Annotated in this window: 13 protein-coding genes and 3 pseudogenes; 10 read left to right on the top strand and 6 right to left on the bottom strand. The window is 59.1% G+C overall.

Going from position 1 to position 18932, the window contains the following annotated elements; genetic code table 11:
* Nucleotides 1–121 precede the first annotated feature (121 nt).
* A complete protein-coding gene (gene aepX, locus AYJ54_RS18715) occupies nt 122–991 on the bottom strand; it encodes a phosphoenolpyruvate mutase (RefSeq protein WP_063700965.1) in 870 nt (289 codons plus the stop codon).
* A 1200-nt stretch (nt 992–2191) separates the two neighbouring features.
* Here aepX and AYJ54_RS18705 point away from each other — a divergent pair.
* The gene (locus tag AYJ54_RS18705; RefSeq protein WP_063700944.1) at nt 2192–2974 is read left to right on the top strand and encodes an autoinducer binding domain-containing protein; all 783 of its coding nucleotides are present in this window, start codon (nt 2192–2194) and stop codon (nt 2972–2974) included.
* A gap of 230 nt (nt 2975–3204) precedes the next feature.
* Here the strand turns inward: AYJ54_RS18705 and AYJ54_RS18700 are convergent, their stop codons facing one another.
* The gene (locus AYJ54_RS18700; protein ID WP_063700942.1) at nt 3205–3945 is read right to left on the bottom strand and encodes an outer membrane protein; all 741 of its coding nucleotides are present in this window, start codon (nt 3943–3945) and stop codon (nt 3205–3207) included.
* Nucleotides 3946–4104: 159 nt separating this feature from the next.
* Between AYJ54_RS18700 and AYJ54_RS18695 the strand changes: the two genes are divergently transcribed.
* The gene (locus AYJ54_RS18695; protein ID WP_082905728.1) at nt 4105–6318 is read left to right on the top strand and encodes a prolyl oligopeptidase family serine peptidase; all 2214 of its coding nucleotides are present in this window, start codon (nt 4105–4107) and stop codon (nt 6316–6318) included.
* 1330 nt (nt 6319–7648) lie between these two features.
* Here AYJ54_RS18695 and AYJ54_RS18685 read toward each other — a convergent pair.
* The 3 genes from AYJ54_RS18685 to AYJ54_RS18675 form a co-directional block, all read right to left on the bottom strand.
* A complete protein-coding gene (locus tag AYJ54_RS18685) occupies nt 7649–8260 on the bottom strand; it encodes an anthranilate synthase component II (RefSeq protein WP_063700936.1) in 612 nt (203 codons plus the stop codon).
* Entirely contained in the window at nt 8257–9654 is a 1398-nt protein-coding gene (pabB, locus tag AYJ54_RS18680) for an aminodeoxychorismate synthase component I (protein WP_063700934.1), read from the bottom strand. Before pabB ends, AYJ54_RS18685 begins: the two co-directional genes overlap by 4 nt.
* A 102-nt stretch (nt 9655–9756) precedes the next feature.
* On the bottom strand, nt 9757–10086 hold the full coding sequence (locus AYJ54_RS18675; protein WP_063700931.1) for a Dabb family protein: 330 nt from the start codon (nt 10084–10086) through the stop codon (nt 9757–9759).
* Nucleotides 10087–10821: 735 nt separating this feature from the next.
* On the opposite strand from AYJ54_RS18675, the gene bioB reads away from it, so the two are divergent.
* From bioB to AYJ54_RS54310, 7 genes and pseudogenes are all read left to right on the top strand, one after another.
* The gene (bioB, locus tag AYJ54_RS18670; protein WP_063700929.1) at nt 10822–11826 is read left to right on the top strand and encodes a biotin synthase BioB; all 1005 of its coding nucleotides are present in this window, start codon (nt 10822–10824) and stop codon (nt 11824–11826) included.
* Between the two features lie 42 nt (nt 11827–11868).
* Nucleotides 11869–12222 (top strand): aspartate 1-decarboxylase, encoded by a 354-nt coding sequence (gene panD / locus AYJ54_RS18665; protein ID WP_063700927.1) that lies wholly within the window; start codon nt 11869–11871, stop codon nt 12220–12222.
* Nucleotides 12223–12311: 89 nt separating this feature from the next.
* A complete protein-coding gene (locus AYJ54_RS18660) occupies nt 12312–13466 on the top strand; it encodes an 8-amino-7-oxononanoate synthase (protein ID WP_063700925.1) in 1155 nt (384 codons plus the stop codon).
* A complete protein-coding gene (gene bioD / locus AYJ54_RS18655) occupies nt 13463–14095 on the top strand; it encodes a dethiobiotin synthase (RefSeq protein WP_063700923.1) in 633 nt (210 codons plus the stop codon). The genes AYJ54_RS18660 and bioD overlap by 4 nt, the downstream gene beginning before the upstream one ends.
* A 3-nt stretch (nt 14096–14098) precedes the next feature.
* Nucleotides 14099–15361 (top strand): adenosylmethionine--8-amino-7-oxononanoate transaminase, encoded by a 1263-nt coding sequence (locus AYJ54_RS18650; protein ID WP_063700921.1) that lies wholly within the window; start codon nt 14099–14101, stop codon nt 15359–15361.
* Between the two features lie 190 nt (nt 15362–15551).
* Nucleotides 15552–15776 (top strand): annotated as a pseudogene (locus AYJ54_RS54315) (IS3 family transposase); the annotation flags it as partial.
* A gap of 114 nt (nt 15777–15890) precedes the next feature.
* Nucleotides 15891–16025 (top strand): annotated as a pseudogene (locus tag AYJ54_RS54310) (integrase core domain-containing protein); the annotation flags it as partial.
* 528 nt (nt 16026–16553) lie between these two features.
* On the opposite strand, the pseudogene AYJ54_RS49470 reads toward AYJ54_RS54310, so the two are convergent.
* A pseudogene (locus AYJ54_RS49470) lies at nt 16554–16745 on the bottom strand (transposase domain-containing protein); the annotation flags it as partial.
* Nucleotides 16746–17572: 827 nt separating this feature from the next.
* Here AYJ54_RS49470 and AYJ54_RS18640 point away from each other — a divergent pair.
* The gene (locus tag AYJ54_RS18640; RefSeq protein ID WP_063700963.1) at nt 17573–18814 is read left to right on the top strand and encodes a cytochrome P450; all 1242 of its coding nucleotides are present in this window, start codon (nt 17573–17575) and stop codon (nt 18812–18814) included.
* Nucleotides 18815–18932: the final 118 nt, after the last annotated feature.

Raw genomic sequence — 18932 nt, 5'->3', positions numbered from 1 at the left:
GTGATCCGGGCGTCCGCGTGGCGCTCAAATAATTTTGCCGCCTTGAAGCGGTGTTCCGGAACGCGAGACCATCGCTCGACTGGTTTTTCGAAATCGAACGAAGATACTTGTGATGGATGGTCTATGGTCGTAGATCACCGGGGTGGAGATACTTCGCCTCCGCGCGAGCGAGTTCGTCGTACCTGAACAGCTCGAAGATGTCCTCGAGCGGGGCGATATGGGACTCGATGCTGGCAGTACCCTCCCTCGCGATGATGCGATCGCAGATCCGGCGCATTGCCACGATCGCAGCTCGCATCGAATGATTGGCCCAGATCACGGTGGAGATGCGCGCATCATGGTAGACTGAGACCGGTGTGCGATAGTATGTCGTGGGAACGATCACGAGGGGCAGCCGGTTCTGCCAAGCCGACGCAAACGAAAGCACCTCGTCTGCGGTGCTCTTTCGCGAATGAATGAGAATTGCATCGGCTCCGGCATCGGCAAAGGCGTGAGCGCGCAGAATGGCCTCGTCCATGGAATGATCGGCGATCAACGCTTCTGTTCGAGCCACGAGGACGAGGTCCGTGCCGACCGAATCTTTCACGGCCCGCAAACGTCCGGAGAATTCATCTATCTCGGCGAGGGGATGCCGCTCCCCAACAAACGAGTTCATCTTCGGAAAGCAGCTGTCCTGAAATGCCACCCCCGCAGCTCCACGCTGACGGAGTTTGCGTGCCAAAAGGCGTGCATTGTTGAAATTTCCGAAGCCGCTATCGCCGTCAACGAGTACGGGAAGTGTGTTTGAATCCACGATGCGCTCGACGGCGTCGACGAGCTGGGTCCATGAAGCCTCATTGGCATCCCGGTAACCGAGAGAGGAGGCAATTGATAAGCCGGACGCCCAGAGGCCTTTGAAACCCGCGCGCTCCGCAATTGCGGCGGAAAGTCCATCATGGGCTTCCATGAGAAAGGAAAGTTCACTATTCGAGCAGATCTGACCACGCAGTATGTCAGAGGGCGCCGCGTAAGCGCATCCATCAGGTCCGTTGGTGCGAACAGCTCTATTCAGCATGCCGAACTCCCTGAGCTGTGATCTGCAACTTTGATTATTGACTCATTGACATGTGCCGGCCAACTCCATCAATCGCAAAGCTAGGTAGTTGACTATGGCGCCAAGCTCTGCATCTGCTCCCAGCGAGCGATGCACGGCCTTTAGCCGTATGTGCATTCACCCGCGCGATACAACGAGCAAGCGTGGATGTTCTTATCACCGGAACATTGTTGATCTGTGTCAATCGATGTCGGGGCTGCTGCAAACGTCGTTGTCGCATTGTGGACCTATGTCGCAAGTGTATCCATGGCTGAACACGGACTGCCAATCCACAATCCGCTTAATATCTTCTCAAAACCGAAGTTTTCGCCGAGGCCGAGAGTGGTACGGGACTTGCTGTTCTGATTGTGGGCCGCAGCAACTTCCTGGAGAAGCGCATGCATAGTGTTATCTGCATCAAGCAGGTTCTCGACGCCGCGCAAGTCGGCGTGCAGCTCATCACAGATACCATCAGGTGCCGGAGCGGCAATGGTCGTCGGCCACTTCAGTGCGCTTGTGTTGGAGGCGGCCGTCGGAAAGGTCTAGGGCAGAGTGGCCGTGCTCGCCATCGGCACTGCAGGGGCCACGAATGTCTCCAGCGAGGCTCTGACCGTCGGAGGCGATCCGGCCGAGCTGCTGCCGGATCCCACACCCGCCCGCGTCGGCTCGCAGCCGGGCAGCAAAACGTCGGGGAGCGCGAACCTGAGGGAACAGCGGATGTGGCGCGGCCGACCCCAGCTCCGTTCGAACGCAATCCATCGGCGGCACCGCGCAGCCTGAGCCCCACTTCCGCGGGTCGATTGGAACGCCGCAGCTCGCATGCAGATACAAGGTCCCAGGAATCCGGAAGCCTTGCATTGCCGCAGGCATGCCGCGTGCGCATTCTCCTAGATGGGGCGCCGATACGGTCGATGACGGCCTCGGTCACAAGTGCGGACGATGGGGCGGCCATCCTGTCGCTCCTCCCGCACGGGACGCCCGCGCCTAGTGCGCAGCGCTGGCTGTAACCGTGCGGCCGCCTCGCGCGCTGGATGGGGTCGGGAGTGTAACCAAGCTCTACCTTGTCCGGCCCTATCGACGGTGCAATTCGCCCTTTTGAGCGGGCCTCTGAGGTGAGATATGGACCTATTCAGCTTCGTCGAATGTGCGAACCGAACGCAGTCCCTTGAGACCCTGTTCGATCTGCTTGTGAGTTGTGCGAGCGAGGAGGGGTTCAGTGAAGTTGCCTACGGAGCAGTGACATTTACAGAGCCGCTTCGCCTACCCGGCTATCCACCGCCCATGGTCGCGATGAAAAGCCCTCCTGAGTGGTGCAGGCGGTACCTGGAACGCAAGTACTACGCTATCGACCCGGCGGTTCGGCGGACGCCAACGGTTTCGGGCCCATTTCTGTGGGACGAACTTGGTCAACAATGTCAGCTCGAACCGGGGGAGCAACGAGTGCTGGATGAGGCCAAAGAGGCTGGGCTCAAGCATGGAATCAGTGTGCCACTATTTGGACCGTCGGGCCGGGTCTCCGTCGTAGCATTCGCATCCCAGTTCGACGATGCCAATCCTCAGTACCATGTGAGCCGCCTCAGTGCGCTGGCCTGGCACTTTCATATCGCTTTTGCGGAGATCGCACGGCCATCGGCCATTGATCGCGATCGAAAATTGATCCTGTCCGAGCGGGAAAAAGACTGCCTGCGATGGGTGGGAGAAGGCAAATCGTCTTGGGAAATTGGCATAATCCTTAAGATCAGCGAGAATACTGTCAATTTTCATCTGAAGAACGCGATACGAAAGACGGGTACAACGAACAGAACCCAAAGCCTCGTCAAGGCGCTTCGCCTTGGTCTTCTTGAAGTCTCAGGCGGAGGGGCACCCAACGCCCAAGCACAGGTCGCTGAACGCGCAGCGTAAACTCGAAAGGGCGCCTCCGCACGCAATGAGCAAGTTGCGCAAAACGACCTCGCGCAGGGGTGGCAGGTCCAGCGGAGCTGCAAAGGCTTCGTTCGCTGGCTTCACGAGTGCCACAATGTCGCTGTTCGAACCGCGATAGCATAGCGTGGCTGGCACGTCCTGTCCTGGCAGCGGAAAGCCCCAGCCGTCCGGCCGGGGCCCTTGATCGCCACATTATGCCGAAGCAATGGCTACTTAAGAACGATCGGCCAGCCGAACTTGTAATTGAGCCGTGCGGTTACGAGATCAAAATCCTGGCGGATGCGATCGTTCCCGAACGAACCGCCAGCGGTTGCGGTGAAGTTCACGTCGCTAGTCGGCATGAACACGTGATCGTACTCGATGCCAACTGACCAGTTAGGCGCAACGTTGACCTCGATTCCGGCGCCAACCGTGCCGCCCCAACGAGTCGTGTCTGCGCTCGCAAGCTGCGTGCCGGGTGGGACAGAGTTGACCTGATAGGCGCTGCTCGTCACCGCGGCGCCGGCTTTGGCGTAAAGGAGTACGTTGCTGAAGGCATAACCGAACTGGCCGGTCATTAAGCCAAACGCGTCCACCCTGGTGTGATTGTTGTCGCCCGGAAAGGCAGTGCTGACATTGGAGCCGCTGAAGTCCGCCCAGTTGCCCTGAGCTTCAACGCCAATCACTGTCTGACCAATTTGCCAGCGATAGCCGATCTGCCCACCAACCGTGCCGCCGTTTGCGTCATGTGAGCCCTCGGGCGTTGTGCCTGCGAAATCCCAGGAGTTGTGGCTCGAACCCCAACCGCCATTGAGACCAGCGTAGAAGCCGCTCCAATCATAGTACGCGGCGACGACGGGTGGCGGCGGCGCTTTGGTGTAGACAGGCTGCGCAGCGAGATCCGCACCGAATGCGGGCGCCACCGCGCTAAGGGCCATCATGCTGGCAGTCACAAGCAACAACTTCTTCATCTCGAGCTTCAGTCCTTTGGCTGACCCCCCAGCCGGAAAGCGTCTTACCAGCGCCGATGCGAATTGCTGTAACGGCAGCGCAACATTTACTTCGAAAGAATGCCTTGAATCTCACGTAGCGTCACGTTGTAGACCTCAACTCGTGGCGAAGCTTACGCGATGCGAAGCATCGATCGCGTATCGATCAATGACGTATTGAAAGTGAACGTCGATTCCGGCGTTGGGTTGGGGGAAAGAGTGGTTAAAGCGAGCTCGTCGACAAAAACGCGCGCGGAGAAGCCGACGATCGCAGCTCCGGATGACGATCCAAACCTGTGGCTGGAGCAGCTCGAAAGCGCGCGAGCACTGAAGTTTGTCGAGCGGCAGAATGCAAAGACACTGCAGGCATTCGGCGGAGCGGCGTTCGAGCGAGATCACGACGCGTTGACATCGATCTACGACCGGCCGGACAATATCCCTTATGTCAATCGCTGCGGCGGCTACCTCTATAATCTCTGGAGGGATGCGGATAATCCACGGGGTCTGTGGCGGCGAACCACGCTGGGTGAATTTCGCAACGAGAATCCTTCGTGGGAGGTCCTGCTTGACATCGATCAGCTCGCCGCCACCGAGGGCGAGGACTGGCTTCTGAGCTCCACGACGTCACTACCTGGCAACCATTCGCGGGCCATTCTCAGTCTGTCGCGCGGCGGCAGCGATGCCGTGACTTTGCGTGAGTTCGATACCGACACGAAGAGCTTTGTCCGAGATGGTTTTGTCTTGCCGGAAGCGAAAGGCCGCGCCGAATGGCTCGATGCCGATACGCTAATACTGACGAGCGCATATGGAAGGAGCATGGCAACAGGTTCCGGTTACGCGCGCACGGTGAGACTGTGGCAGCGTGGCGCGCATGTCGATGATGCAGCAGTGATCTTTGAAACTTCAGTCGATCATATGGCGGTTGTTTGCAGCGTCGATCACACGGTCGCGCTGCCACGGATGTGGTTCGTCGACGCGATAGACTTCTTCAACTTCGCCACTTGGCTTGGCGATAAATCGGGCACCACGACAAAGCTCGATCTGCCAAGCAACATGTGGATCCTGGCCCACCGCGACTGGCTTGCCGTCAAGCCGCGCGAGGCTTGGTCTGTGGCAGGGCAAACCTATGCCGCGGACACGGTGCTTGCGATCTCGCTACCGGCGTTCCTGGCAGGCGGCCGTCAGTTCGAGGTTCTGTTCGTGCCGGAGCCCCGTCGCGCGCTGCAGAGTTTCTTTTGGAGTGCTGATAAGCTTGTGCTTTGCATTCTCGATGAATTGCGGCCGGTCTTCGAGATCTGTACGCCGTCGGCCAATGGCTGGACTCGGCAGCAATTGCATGGGTTTCCGGACATCGGGGTGGTTGACGTTTGGCCCCTTGATCGCGATCCGTCCGAAAGCAATGGCGACCTGCTCGTCAAGAGCCAGGATCCGCTCACACCACCTTCGCTGAGGCTGATCGAAACTGAAATCGCCACCCCGACTGTGCTCAAACAGGCACCAAAAACCTTTACCGCGGACGGGCTCCTGGTCACCCAGCACGAGGCCATTTCAATCGATGGCGAGCGCATCCCCTATGTGCAGACCGGCCCCGTTGGCGAGAGCGGCGATGCGCCCGTCCACATGAGCGGTTACGGCGGCTTCGGCGCCTCGGTGAGGCCGTACTACAATTCCGCGCTTGGCAAGCTGTGGCTCGAGCGCGGCGGCACGACCGTGCAGGCGAACCTGCGCGGCGGCGGCGAGTTTGGTACGCGCTGGCATGATGCGGGCCGGCTCGCCGGAAAGAGGCTGTCGCATGACGATTTCGCAGCCGTCGCCGCCGACCTCGTGCGCCGCGGCGTCACGCAGCCCAAGCGCATCGCCGCGGAGGGCGGATCAAACGGCGGCATTCTCATTGCCAACATGCTGACACGCTATCCTGAACGGTTCGGCGCGCTGTTCTGCACGATCCCGCTGATAGACATGCGCCGCTATACCAAGCTTCTGGCTGGGGCAAGCTGGATTGCCGAGTACGGGAACCCCGATCACCCCGACGAATGGCAGTGGCTTAAAGCCTATTCCGCCTATCACGCCGCCAAGCCCGGACAAAACTATCCGCCGATTCTCATTGCCACTACGCGGCGCGACGATCGCGTTCACCCCGGGCACGCTCGCAAGATGGTGGCGAAGCTGCAGGCGATGGGCTATGAGGCCTATTTGTATGAGCTCGCCGCAGGCGGCCACGGCTACGGCCGGGACCACAAGGAATTTGCCGGGTTTCAAGTGCTGGGCTTGCAGTTCCTCAAGAGCAAGATCGGCTGGCTGGACGAGCAGGCTCAAGCAAATCCGCCTCCTGCGACGCCTCAAACGCCAGAATGATGGTTCAAGGACGCGTGGGCCTCGATCAGCGCGAGACCGACGGCTTGCGCAAGCTTTGATATCGGCAACTCGCATATGCTCCATTCGAACGGCGCAATGCGCAAGAAGCTTGTGCCTGACCCCACGAGGCGATCTGCCGGCCCGGAAAAAAAGTTGCCATTGGCTGATGGCCATCAGTATTGATGGTCCGACGGCCCGATATCGGCGTTCCGGATCTCCTTGCTCGCTTGGCCAAATCTGCCGTGAGGGGAAAGCCTGACGAGGGCAGATCGCAATCGCCAGCGCCCCCGCGGCACGGCTTGCGGCGTTTTGAGTGCCGGGAGAGTGACCAGTCGGATTGTGGATAGGCGCTCATCTCGCGTGCGTGCAAGCCAGGGCGCGTGACGAGCGAAAAACTCCGAGCTATGACAACGAGCGGCCAGCACAGCCGAGATGCTTGCCGCTGGGCGCGGTACTATAGGCAAAGGAAACGATTTCCTACCGGGCCACTCGCGACCAGTGAGGCGCTCCAATGTGCTTTCAATCTCCCTAAGCGTCGGGACGCCGCTTGTCTTTGCACGCGTTTCGTCGCCAGCCCGCTGCTTAGGCCATACGACGAGCCAGGGCTTGATCCCGAACTGAGCGTACAATCAAAAAATTGCTGAGACCTGAGTTGAAGATCCTGACAAACTGAGATGATTGTTGACAATAGATGAAGAGCTGCACTCCGCCGCTGCGGCTTGGGAGACCCGCGCGATTACTCAGTTGAGAGCGATCTCGCTGGAACGCAAGCGGCTTCGGCTACTCAACGCAAATCTGCAATTTCCAGAAAGTCTTCTACTACTTCTCCTGGCGTCCCTGTCGTCAGCCAATAGAATATTCTCAATTGGAGTTCTGCTACCGTCGGTCGGCCTGCTTTTCGCTCAATCCAATGAGTTTCCTCCGGCGGCAGTCAGTCAGCTCGAAAGTTGGTGAGGTAACGCGATACGTCGGATCCTCGCGCATGCGTCTGCACATGCTTGGCAGCTAACATTCTTCCTGCTAGATGCGTCTCGAATGATCCCAAACGGAGTGACTATGGCTAAGGCGGTAAAGAAGAAGATTGTGCGTCGCGAGTACACGAAGGCCGACGTCAAGGAGCTACGTGCACACTCGAAGGCGAAGACACCCGTCACGAAAATTGCGAAACTTACACGGCGTACGACTGGATCGTTGCGTCAAAAGGCGCGAAAGCTCGGCATCCCCCTTGGTCATCGGCGCTAGCGCCGCGTTGGGCAGTTAAGTCGATCCACCTGCTTCAACGAAACCTTTTTGGGCTCCTTCAGCAGGCCCTTCCGATAGTTCCATCAGATCAACGGCCGGAGTCGATGGCATGGCCCCGGTCCTGGGAGGTTCGTGCGAGTCGCAGGAAGTTCTTCAGCAGCAAATGCCCTTGTTGGCTCAGTATGGATTCCGGATGAAACTGGACGCCATAGGTCGGTTCGTGACGATGTGCGATGGCCATGATCTCGCCTTCCTCCGAACGCGCCGTCACAACGAGGTGACGCGTGCAAGGCTCATCGAGCTCGACGATGAGAGAATGGTAGCGCCCAACACAAAGGGGGGAGGGGAGATCCTGAAATAGCTCCGTGCCATCATGTGTTATGTTGGAGGACCGGCCGTGCATGGGGCGACGGGCACGTGACACGCGTCCACCGAAGACGCTCCCAATGCACTGATGTCCGAGGCAGATGCCGAGGAGTGGGACGTGACCCGATAACTCGCGAACAATCGCGGTCGATATGCCGGCTTCATGCGGCGAGCAGGGACCGGGGGAGATCACCACGGCCCCAGGTCTGAGGCGAATGATGTCCTTGATGCTCACTGCATCATTGCGGCGCACTTCCGTTGCTTGACCAAGCCTTTGGAAGTACCGGGCAATGTTGAAAACGAAGGAGTCGTAGTTGTCAATGATGAGGATCAAGTGAGGCCCGACCCTTCAGCTCGAAATGCGTCGAACAGACGCTGCGCCTTGGCAAGCGTCTCCTCGTACTCACCTTCCGGATCCGACATAGCTGTGATCCCGCTGCCTGCGTGAAACACAGCGCGATCGTCGTCGAACGTGACAGTGCGAATGGCAATGTTGGTGTCCATCTGCCCGTTGAAGCCGATATAGCCGATTGCTCCGCAATAGACCTCGCGCGCCACCCGCTCGATGTCCGCGATAATCTCCATCGCTCGCACCTTTGGCGCCCCTGTGACTGACCCGCCCGGAAAGCAGGCCTGAAGAAGGGAAACGGCGTCTTGGCCTCTGGCAAGCTCGCCGGTAACGATCGAGACGAGGTGGTGCACCGAGGCATAGGATTCGAGCTTGCACAGCGCTGGAACCTCGACCGAATGCGGAGTGCAAACCCGCGATAGATCGTTCCGCAGGAGGTCGACAATCATGATGTTCTCGGCACGGTCCTTCTCGGACGCAACGAGCATTTCAGCGCGACGCTGGTCTTCTTTTGCGTCAGCGCAGCGCGCGATCGTGCCTTTGATGGGACGGGTTTCCACCCGTCCTCCGTCCAGCTTCAAAAATCGCTCCGGCGAGCTCGATGCGATGGTCAGTCGGCCATAGCGCAGGAGGGCTGCAAAAGGAGCCGGATTGAGCAACCGTAGCCGGCGGTAGAAGGCAAGCGGATCGAATGAAGGTGACAGGTGGGCGCTGAACCGCTGCGCAACATTGGCCTGAAAAACGTCGCCTGCCAGAATCAGGTCAACGACCCGGCTGACCGCCGCGCCATAGCTTTGCCGGCTGAAATTGGAGTACCACGGACCGGCGTCGCCAGCGCCCCTGTCTGGAAGCGGATTTGTGTCTTCAAGCAGCGTCGCAAATTCATCAGCGCGCCGCTGCGCACGCACTGTTCGACGCGCTGGATTCTGCGCGGGCCATCCGGTCGAGACGATCCAGCATCTCTTCTCGCGGTGATCGTAACCAAGGACGACGTCGTAGAAATGCAGAATGGATTGAGGCAAGCCTCGACCGCCCGTGACCAGCTCCGGCAATCGCTCCAACGTTCTGTTCAGATCGTAGCTAAGAAAACCGGCGGCCCCTCCCTGGAACGGCGGAAGATCGGGGCGATGCTCTTGCGGGTAGCAGGCAAGCAGCGCGCGAAGAACCGTCCAGGGATCATCGTCGTCAAGGCGCTGTCCGTTCCAACTCGGCCGCCCGTTCGCCACCATATAGGTGCCGAAGGGATCGCAGGTCAGAAATGAGTAGCGCCCGAGCAAACTGTCGCCCGCTGAACTATCGAAAAATGTGAGGTGCGATCGAAGCGCAAGTCGCTGCATCGCTGTAGCAGGTTCTATCCACTGCAACTCGCGAACGTGCATGGGACTATCATTCACTTAAAGGATGAGCGCTACCGCACTTCAATCGTGATCCCGCAAGGAGAGGCGCGCCGGGAACCTGGCAGGATTGCATCGGGCAGCAGCTTATCCGGTGTTACCAGTGCGCCGCGTCATGAACCGCGCATCTGTCGAGACATCGTAATCTGCCGCAAAGCGCAGTTCCCGGAGGGGGCGCACACGTCTGATCGATTCCTGATAAAGACGATGCGCCTTGTAAGCGGCAAGTTCGGTCTCATTGTCGAACTCACCATAGACGGCGACGTCGATCTCGTTACCGAGCTGATCTGTCTTGCGATTGCGAGCGATCTCGAGCCGGCGCGCATGCGGAATCATGGTGAGAACCGACAAGCCCTCCATCATCTGCTCGATAGTGTCATTATCTCTGGCGCTGAACAAGACGATGTGGCGGATCATGGATAGCTCTGTCGTTGCATTGTCGGTCGCTTAACTATCTTGGGACCGAGCGCGCTGCAATAGTTAGGCGAAAGTGCGATGTCGCGGTCGTCATATGAGTGAGAGTGCTGGCGGTTTGCTCCGCTGTGACCGATCGCGATAGAGATCGTTCCTCGGCGAGGCCAACGGCTCTATGCGCGCCATGAGTGGGGGCTTTCAGGTGTGATCGGTGTGACTGGCTCTGTTGCTAGAATGAAGCCGCCGCTTTCAGGCTCAATCTGCCGCTACGTTAGGTTTGGGGCCCTTTGGGTAGCGCGACCATCATAAAGCAGGGGCAAACAGACGAGTCGTTGCTTTGGTGGTGCTGCCAGCAGAAATTCCATCTCCCTATCAGAAATGGTAGCCGCTCCAAATTGTCGGGCTCGGCCGTTCCGATCTGAGTGAAATGGTGGATGGCGTGGCAAAAGCTCACGTCTTCCAACGGTTTTGGAAGAAATTGGCAGGTCGGGCGGCGCCGAGAGGCATACGATCGAGACGGGTTGCGCCGGACCCGTCGTACGGGAGGCGTTGCGGCGGTAGGCCGCAGATTCGGCGCGTGTCTGATCCTCGCGATGAATTTCTGCGCATCGGGGCGAATATTCGCTTGAAGCGCGCGCGGGGGCCCGAAAGTCGCCGGTTTCATTGTTCAGACCAACCGTATATGAGGCTTTGCAGGCTGCCCCTCGGTGCGCCGTTCTATGATGGGAAGTCAATCTTATGGTTGCTGCTGTGGGAGCGAAACGGAATGACAGCAGTAATGGCGCCCCGGTTCGCAGGGACTGGCAGCGCTCTGAGGCCAAAGCGATTTATCATCTGCCGTTTGCCGAGTTGATGTTCCAGGCGCAAACCGTCCATCGGGAGAACTTCGATCCAAACAAGGTCGAAGCTGCAAGTCTGCTCAGCATCAAGACCGGCGGCTGTCCGGAAGATTGCGGCTATTGCTCACAGAGCGCTTCCTATGAGGCGGGTGTGAAGGCGACCCGCCTGATGGACCCTGCCGATGTGGTCAGCGCCGCGCAGCGTGCCAAGGATGCCGGTGCAAGCCGCTTCTGCATGGCCGCGGCTTGGCGGGGTCCAAAGGAACGCGATCTCGAGAAGGTCTGCGAGATGGTCAGCGCGGTTAAGGACCTCGGCATGGAAACCTGCGTCACGCTTGGCATGTTGACGTCCAAGCAGGTGGCGCAGCTCGCTGACGCCGGCCTCGACTTCTATAATCACAACGTGGACACCTCGCCGGAGTTTTACGGCAAGATCATCACCACCCGCACCTTGCAGGATCGCATCGATACGCTGACCCATGTCCGGGATGCCGGCATCAAGGTCTGCTGCGGCGGCATTGTCGGGATGGGCGAGAGCGTCGAAGATCGGATCGGCATGCTCGTGCTGCTCGCCAACCTTCCCACACATCCGGAAAGCGTCCCGGTCAACCTCTGGAACGAGGTCAAGGGTGTGCCGGTCAATGAGACCGCCGAGCGTCCAGATCCGATTGCGCTCGTCCGGCTGCTTGCGACGGCCCGGATCATGATGCCGAAAAGCGTGCTTCGCTTGTCTGCCGGGCGGCAGTACATGAGCGATGAACTACAGGCGCTGTGCTTTCTGGCCGGCGCGAATTCGATTTTCATTGGCGATGTGCTGCTGACCACCAAAAACCCGCAGGCCGAACGGGACGCGTATTTGCTCGAGCGGCTCGGAATGACATCGGGACTTGGGCGAGGCAAATAAAGCGGCGGGTGCGTTGTACGCGAAGCTATAAGGGGGGGATCCATGCAGATTACGCTCATGAAGGGCAAAATTCATTGCGCCTCGGTCACCGAATCCGACCTCCACTATGAGGGCTCGATTTCGATTGATCGTGCGCTCATCGACGCTGCAGGGTTCCTGATCAACGAACGCGTCGAAATCTATAATCTGCAAACTGGAGCGCGCTTTGCGACCTTTGTGACCGAGGCGCCACAGGGCTCGGGGGCTGTCGACCTGAACGGTGCGGCGGCGCGACTAGGAATGCCCGGGGACAAGATCAGCATCGTGGCATATGCCTCGTTTGATGAGGAGGAGGCCGCAACATTCAAGCCGCGCATCGTGCTGGTTGATCGAGACAATCGCGTCCAATCAGTTTGAGGGCCAAGAGGCCGCCGATCCTGGCGGGCCTGGTCTTTGATCTCCATCAGAACTCTTGTGAGCTCGAGCGTGCTAGCCGCGGGTGAGGAATGAACGTCATCAAGGGGGCTAAGATTGCCAGATACGCGGGAGCGCTGCGCGCTCTGAAAGAGGAAGATCGGCTGCGCGGACTTAAGGCACGTGGGGGCGTCGATTTTACGTCGAACGATTATCTGGGTCTTGCCAGCGCGCCGCGCATGAAACAAGCCGTTTCCGCGGCGCTCGAGGCCGGAACCCCCATCGGAGCGGGCGGCTCGCGGCTCTTGCGCGGCAATTGCGAGGAGCACGAACAGCTCGAGGCAGACGCTGCCAAATTCTTCGGTGCGGAGGCCGCGCTCTTCTTTGGCGGCGGCTATGTCGCAAATTTTGCCGTTCTGTCCACAGTACCGCAGCGGGGCGATCTGCTCGTACTCGATTCTCTCGTGCACGCCAGCATTCATGAAGGCGCGCGAGCCGGCCGGGCCGACGTTCGCATCAGCGCTCATAACGATCCCCAATCTATCGAAAGCACAATCCGTGACTGGCTGGCTGAGGGTGGGATGGGTCGCGTGTGGATCGTGGCCGAAAGCCTCTATAGCATGGACGGCGATTTCGCGCCTCTTGAAGATCTGGTCACGATCGCCGACCGGCATGATGCGTTCCTGATGGTGGACGAGGCCCATGCCACGGGCGTCTATGGCGAACAGGGGCGGGGACTGACCGCGGCCTATGAGGGCCGCGAGAATCTTCTGGTCCTTCATACCTGCGGCAAGGCGTTGGGGGCTTCAGGCGCGCTTGTTACGGCCTCCGGCGTGCTGCGCGATTTCATGATCAATCGTTGCCGCCCCTTTATCTTCGCCACCGCGCCCTCGCCACTGATGGCCGTCGCCGTGCGGGAAGCGCTTGCGATTCTGCAGGAGGAGCCGGAGCGTCAACGGAATCTTTCTGACCTCGTCGCCTTCACGCACCGGGAGATGGATGTGCGCGGGTTGCGGAGTCCTCAACGCTCGCAAATCGTGCCCTACATCGTCGGCGACAATGCGCGTGCCATGCAGCTTGCCTCTTCCCTCCAGGCCCGCGGTTTCGATGTCCGCGGCATCCGGCCGCCGACCGTGCCGCCTGGCACAGCCCGTTTGCGAATTTCTCTGACACTGAACGTCGGGGAGGATGACGTGCGTGCCATGCTCGATGCGCTGGTGGAGGAGACGCGAGGTGAAATCCAGTGAGCTCGCGGATCGTCGTCACCGGCACAGGAACCGGGGTCGGAAAGACGGTTTTTTCGGCCGGACTCGCTCACCTCATCGAAGCCAGCTATTGGAAACCGATCCAGGCGGGGCTCGAGGAGGCGACCGATACCGAGCTCGTCACGCGCCTTGGTAACCTCTCGGCCGATCGCGTCATGCCGGAGCTTTACCGCCTTCGCACGCCCGCTGCGCCTCTTCATTCTGCGGAACTCGATGGGATTCGGATCGATGCTGACTCGCTGAATGTACCGGTGGCCGGCGAGCGGCCGCTCATTATCGAGGGAGCCGGGGGACTGATGGTGCCGCTGACCAATAGCACGCTCTATATTGACATCTTCGAGCGCTGGCAGCTTCCCGTTGTGCTTTGCGCAAGCACGGAGCTTGGAACCATCAATCACTCGCTGCTCTCGATCGAGGCTTTGCGAAAGCGGCAGATACGCATCCTTGGAATTGCCTTTATCGGGAGAAGAAATCCGGACAGCGAGAGCGCGATTTGCGACATCGGACGGGTGCGCTGGCTGGGGCGGCTGCCCTGGATTGAACCGCTCACAGCAGACACGTTGCATTGCGTGTTCAAGAATTCCTTTGTTCGCAATGATTTCCTGGCTTAGGTAATGCCGACGTCCAAGTCGCCTATCTGGCACCCCTATACGCAACACGCGCTCCAAGACGAGATGACCAGGATCGTGCGCGGCGATGGGGCCTATCTCCACACCGCGGACGGCCGCCGGATCATCGATGCGATCTCATCCTGGTGGGTCATAACCCACGGTCATTGCCACCCACATGTTGTAAACGCCATCAAGGAGCAAGCCGGCAAGCTGAACCAGATCATATTCGCCGGCTACACCCATGATCCCGCCGAGGAGCTGGCGGCGCAGCTGCTAAAGCTCGCACCCCGCGGCCTTGACCATGTCTTCTTCTCCGACAGCGGATCGACCAGCGTCGAGGTGGCCCTGAAAATGGCACTCGGCTATTGGCACAACATCGGCAAACAGCGCATACGCATCATCGTGATGCAACATTCCTATCACGGCGACACCGTCGGCGGGATGTCGGTCGGTGCGAGGGGCTTGTTCAATGCGGCGTACGGGCCGCTGCTGTTCGACGTTACATCTATCCCATTCCCTAGGAGAGGCCAGGAGCAGGCAACGCTCGATGCGCTCGAGAGCGTATGCCGGGATGAAATTCCGGCCGCCTTTATCGTGGAGCCTCTGGTGTTGGGGGCAGGTGGGATGCTGATGTACGAGGCCTGGGTGCTGAAAGAGATGAAGCGGATCTGCGAAGCCTCAGAGGTCCTGTTCATCGCGGACGAGGTCATGACCGGTTGGGGACGCACCGGGACGTTGTTTGCCTGCGAGCAAGCCGATGTCAGCCCCGATATCGTCTGCTACTCCAAAGGAATAACGGGGGGAGCGCTTCCGCTCGCGGTAACACTCTGTCGCGCCGATATTTTTGATGCGCATTACTCCAAGGACCGGACGCGCACGTTCTTTCACTCAAGCTCATATACCGCCAACCCCGTGGCCTGCGCCGCGGCAAAAGCCAATCTGGATCTGTGGCAGGTCCCAGCAACGAGCCAGCGAGTCATCTCCCTCGCCGCGATGCAAGAGCAGGCAATTGAGTCCTTCCGCGCCGACTCCCGTTTTGAGAACGTCCGCCGCACCGGCACCATCACAGCCCTCGATCTGAAGACGAGGGATGCAGGCTATCTGGCGGGTATCGGTCCGAAGCTTCAAACGTTCTTCAAAGATCGGAATCTGCTGCTCCGGCCGCTCGGCAATACGATCTACGTGATGCCGCCGTATTGTGTCACGATGGCAGACCTTGACGAGATCTATGCCGGCATCCGCGATGCAGCGGATGCGCTAGCCTGAAGGCGTGCCTCGCGTGCTTGACCGAAAGAGAGCTTTTAACATTTCCGACGTACCACGATCAATTTCAGTTTTCGAAGAACAGACTATTGAACGCGGCGGAGACGGCCAGAATCCACACTGAGCAACAAGCGCGCAATATCGCACCGCAGTCTCTCCCTTTAACTACTGGCGAAACCGTGAACTGCCGGGCAAGCGGGCGCTCGGGACCAGGGCGCCGATGGTGATGCCGACAGTGCCGAATGACCGCCGGTCGCTCGACTTCGTCTCGGATCAACCCACCGATGGCCGCCGCTTCCGCGTGCTGATCGTTGTCGACGAGTGCACGCGCGGGTGCCTGGCGTTGGTGGCCGACACCTCGATGTCTGGCTCCCGGGTGGCTCGGGAACTGGACCGGCTGATCATCGAGCGCGGACGTGCTTCGAAACGTCCAAGCCAATCGTCGCGGCTTCCATTGGTGAATTGCTCCTGTTAACGGTTCCGTAGATCGCCGGTATATCGCCGGCTCCGAGGGAGCGGGGCCGTCTTCCCCATCAATGGCCGGCTGCGGGCGCCCAGGCCCGCGTCGCGCTGGGATGCTGGCAGGCCGATTACAACGACCCGCGACCATACTCGCAGCTCGGATGGAAGACCCCAGTCCGAGTTCAGCTTCATCTTCCATCCGCGCCGGCATCTGGCGCTGCGCTATGCCGATGGCTCCGCACCAGCTCCCGTCGCTACCACCGCCCAATCGGCTAAATCCATCAGCCAGAGCGAACTCAGGACTGGATAAAAGTTGGAGCAAGGACAAGATGTGCCCCACGGCGCGCGTCCGTTCGCTACTGATGCCCTAACCGCGCCCTTTGGCTGCTCCCACAATAACGATTATGAGGCATCCTAGCCCCACAATTGCGGGAAACATTCCCAAAAACATTCCTCCCGACACTGCAATTGCTTCTTCAGGCGTCAATCCGGTTAGATCATGGGCTGACACATCGCTCTTCATTCTTGGTCTCTCTCTCTCGCTCTTCCATTCAGCAGCTCCTATAGCCGCGCAGACAGATAAATTCAAAAGTCGTGCCAACTGCGCAGGAAGAACCCCAGAAACATTTTCCTGCATTAATTCAATTGCTCATTGAGAGTTGCATCGGCACTCCCCCGAACATCACCGTGTCGCGGACGCGACAATCTGAACGTAAGCGGCAAGCTGAGCCCGTCAGGCGGCGTAGTTCCAAGGCATAAGCGCGTCGATTTCGCTGCTTGGCCAGCCGTTAGCAAGCCAGGCGAGCGGATCGACGTTGTTCATCTTCGCTGTCTGCAGCAGTGCCGCGATGGTCGCCCAGGTTCGTCCACCGCCGTCACCCGATAGCCGATCGCTCATCCCCTCCGCCAGACGGGGTCTCCTTGCCGCTTACACTGCCGGTGGGGGCGAGATTTTTTCGATCGCCGTTACGACGATGCATCCGATAGCTCGTCCATCCATGCCGGTCCAGCAGGACTGGCGTTCGCGTGGATCGATCCCAGCGGCTTTACGCCGCTAAGGCGCGCGCGGTCCTGCGCAATACCGCGGACCAGTCCTGCGATAGGTGCCTGGACTAGGCTGCCGGCGAGTTCCCGGGTTCGGCCGTCCGACAGCTTACCGGACCCTCGGGAGATAATTGCACCGCCTGGACCGGATGGGTCTCAATAGCGCTGCTGCAAATTGACGCCCACCTCGAATCCGGGCGCCGACGCCGGCGGGTTCGCGCACGAAGGTGCGGGTGGCCGGAAGATGCTGATACTTCTGCATCGTGCATCGACGATCAGAGCCAGTGGACGCAACGCGATGATGTCGCAGATGTGCCTAGCGGTCACGGTGGCGCTTTTTGGCGTGCCGTGGATTCGCGCGAGTTCCGAGAGTATATCGGCCCCTCCACCGGGATCGCCTCCCTTGATGCGCTCGCGTCTGGTTCAACACCTTCCGGTGAACCTGCATGATCCAGCCGATTGACCTTGCCGCGCAATCAGATAGCTCATGATGTCGGAGACTACGCCACTCAGGATTCCAACCTCAGCCCAGACAGCACCTAGAAAGTCAATGCGATCCTTACTGTTGGATATGGTAGGGGGGGCAGCCTGCAGTTTGGGATAACCTGTTCGCGACGACTTGCTCGCAACCAAAACGCCACGGCAGCTCGAACAATGAGTGGCGGCCTGTGGATCCTTCTCTTGAGAGAAAAATCTGCGGAGACGATCATGGAAACGCGATTGGCGGACTGTAGAGCCAGTGATGCGTGTCATATACCGCTGAGCAATCTGGATGTAAGCGAAGCCAAGCGCTTTCAAGATGACAGCATATGGGGGTGTTTCGAGCGGTTGCGGATGGAGGATTCCGTTCACTACTGCCAAGATAGCCCTTATGGTCCCTATTGGTCCCTAACGAAATACCGAGACATCGGAGCGGTAGATACAAATCACAAAACGTTCTCGTCGGAGCAGGGTGTCACTATTGTCGACGTACCTGACAAGCACTGGACTCAGAGTTTCATCAAGATGGGTCCTCCTAAGCATGGCGAGCAGCGCAATACTGTCAGTCCGATAGTCGCACCGGAAAACCTGACGAAGCTCGAAAACTTGATCCGCCGTCGGCTCAGGACGATTCTGGACGGCTTGCCGCGTAACGATGACTTCAATTGGGTGGACATGGTCTCCATTGAGTTGACGACGCAAATGCTCGCCACGCTATTCGACTTTCCATTTGAGGATCGGCGCCTTTTGACCTATTGGTCGGACGTAGCTGTTACAACTCCGAAAATGGGCCATGCGATCGACAGTTGGGACAAGCGAAGCACGATCTTGTCCGAGTGCTTGGAGTATTTCACGCGACTTTGGAAGGAGCGCATTAATGCCGAGCCACGCGTCGATCTGATTTCCTTGATGGCGCACTCGCCCGCAACTCGCCACATGGAGCCGAGTGAGTTCCTCGGAAATCTGATTTTGCTGATCGTGGGGGGAAATGACACCACGCGCAATTCGATTACCGGGGGGCTCCTGTTCATGAACCAGAACCCTTCCGAGCTGCGAAAATTACGCGATAATCCCAATCTGGTGTCGAGCGCGGTGTCCGAGATCATTCGATATCAGACGCCCATCGCACATATGCGCCGCAACGCCGCTGCCGATATCATCATAGGTGGGAAACAAATCAGGAAGGGCGACAAGGTCGTCATGTGGTACATCTCTGGTAACCGCGATGAAGAGGTCATCGAGAACGCCAACAGCTTCATCATCGATCGCAAGAACGTGCGGCAGCATCTCTCGTTCGGATTCGGCATCCATCGCTGCGTTGGTCGACATCTTGCGGAGCTGCAGTTGAGAGTTCTCTGGGAAGAACTCTTGAATGCACGGCTGGAGGTCAAGGTTGTCGGCGAACCTGAGCGAATTGCGTCCAATTTTGTGCACGGTTATTCTGCTCTCCCTGTGCACATTGCAGCTTAGGCTGTGATGCTCTGGCTCGGGAGTCGCCATGCAGCACGGTTTCCGTTCCTCTTTGGCCCCTCTCGCCGCAGCAAAGTACCGAAAGCAGTTGAGCGGGAAGGAATACTGCATCTCGGGA

Source organism: Bradyrhizobium centrolobii, assembly GCF_001641635.1.
Classification (GTDB): domain Bacteria; phylum Pseudomonadota; class Alphaproteobacteria; order Rhizobiales; family Xanthobacteraceae; genus Bradyrhizobium; species Bradyrhizobium centrolobii.
The sequence above is the reverse complement of the archived record's forward strand: the minus strand, read 5'-3'. Positions and strand labels throughout refer to the sequence as shown.

Excerpts from the sequence above, each read along its gene's own strand:
- AYJ54_RS18700 (WP_063700942.1), bottom strand. The coding sequence starts at position 3,945 with ATGAAGAAGTTGTTGCTTGTGACTGCCAGCATGATGGCCCTTAGCGCG.
- AYJ54_RS18695 (WP_082905728.1), top strand. The coding sequence starts at position 4,105 with ATGCGAAGCATCGATCGCGTATCGATCAATGACGTATTGAAAGTGAAC.
- bioB (WP_063700929.1), top strand. The coding sequence starts at position 10,822 with ATGGTTGCTGCTGTGGGAGCGAAACGGAATGACAGCAGTAATGGCGCC.
- AYJ54_RS18675 (WP_063700931.1), bottom strand. The coding sequence starts at position 10,086 with ATGATCCGCCACATCGTCTTGTTCAGCGCCAGAGATAATGACACTATC.
- AYJ54_RS18650 (WP_063700921.1), top strand. The coding sequence starts at position 14,099 with ATGCCGACGTCCAAGTCGCCTATCTGGCACCCCTATACGCAACACGCG.
- AYJ54_RS18705 (WP_063700944.1), top strand. The coding sequence starts at position 2,192 with ATGGACCTATTCAGCTTCGTCGAATGTGCGAACCGAACGCAGTCCCTT.
- AYJ54_RS18640 (WP_063700963.1), top strand. The coding sequence starts at position 17,573 with ATGGAAACGCGATTGGCGGACTGTAGAGCCAGTGATGCGTGTCATATA.
- pabB (WP_063700934.1), bottom strand. The coding sequence starts at position 9,654 with ATGCACGTTCGCGAGTTGCAGTGGATAGAACCTGCTACAGCGATGCAG.
- AYJ54_RS18660 (WP_063700925.1), top strand. The coding sequence starts at position 12,312 with ATGAACGTCATCAAGGGGGCTAAGATTGCCAGATACGCGGGAGCGCTG.
- panD (WP_063700927.1), top strand. The coding sequence starts at position 11,869 with ATGCAGATTACGCTCATGAAGGGCAAAATTCATTGCGCCTCGGTCACC.